Annotated in this window: 1 protein-coding gene; it reads right to left on the minus strand. The window is 38.5% G+C overall.

The features are described 5' to 3' along the window. On the minus strand, positions 1 to 1,162 hold a 1,162-nt coding region (locus ACNQ0W_RS25160), incomplete at both ends, for a hypothetical protein (protein ID WP_417933293.1).

A 1,162-nucleotide genomic window follows, 5' to 3' on the forward strand; every position in this document is an offset into this window, starting at 1 on the left:
CTTTTCTTAAGTAGGTAATGTTTTTTGAAAATGCTATTTTTGTCAAATCTTACATATATATAATCTACGCAATTGTCATCTATTCTTGCTTCACAAGTGGTTCTTCCAAATACTCTGACACCTGATGCAATTTCAGGATCACATTCATAAAAAAGATTATTGTACTGAATCCCACCGGCGGTAATGTTAGCGTTCACAGGGATTAACAATCGTGCGATCACTTCGTCGGCCCCAACGGCTCTTGCGCTGAATCTCCCGTGCTTTAAGCTTATCATCCAACTATTTTTTGGTGATATTACGAGATCATTTTCAATCAGTAAGGGATTGATATAAGCCAGTTCCTCATACGTTCTCTGATTATGTGCAAGTATCTCCCGAATCAGTAAAGACGTGACCTCCTGAATCGTTAAACAAGCCCTGGATTGCGGTGTTGGCTCTCCTTTAACAATCTTTCCCCTTCGTGTTGTTCCAATAAGCCTATGAATAACCTCATCATTCAGAATGCCGAAACAGCGTTCAACAATGCTTTTTCTGTCGCCTCTACCGACTGGCGCAAACTCAAGTTTTGTCAGGGGGGTCATCTCTTCCTGAGGTTTAAGACCAATCATCTCCCCGTTGTCACACATCAATGTTAATGGAATGTGAGAACAAGGCCAATCATCATCAGTAATAGAGATTCCAAATAATCTACAATATTCTTTTTTTGGCATAAAGCAATTTGCTAACGCTTGTCGGGCGGCTCGCCATGAAGCATGGTATAAAGAAACATGAAGGCCAACAATCATTCTTGTTGCACGATCCACCACTGTATAAATAGTAGGACGCCCAATGACTTTTCGTCTGTTTAAACTCGAAATAAGATGTACATCAGCGACAGTTGAGTCTATTTCGAAAACATCACCCGGCAAAACAGTTGTATTAGCCACACTACCTAAAAGCGCCCGCATTTTGAGGTCTATTTCTTTTTTCGTGTTCTTCTTATTTATCGAGAAATCTTTAGTGAAGAGTTTTTTATTCCAGTATGAAAATTGTTTTAAAGAAGGAACATATGGAGCTCTATTTTCTAGGTTTGCTGTTTTAATTTCATCCCTAAAATACAAATCAATATGTCTCTCTAATGTTTTCTTTATCGTATCTCCGTTAACTTTATAATGATACGTAA

Origin of the sequence: Enterobacter cloacae complex sp. 6730903, assembly GCF_048283985.1 — a bacterium.
Lineage (GTDB): Bacteria > Pseudomonadota > Gammaproteobacteria > Enterobacterales > Enterobacteriaceae > Enterobacter > Enterobacter hormaechei_C.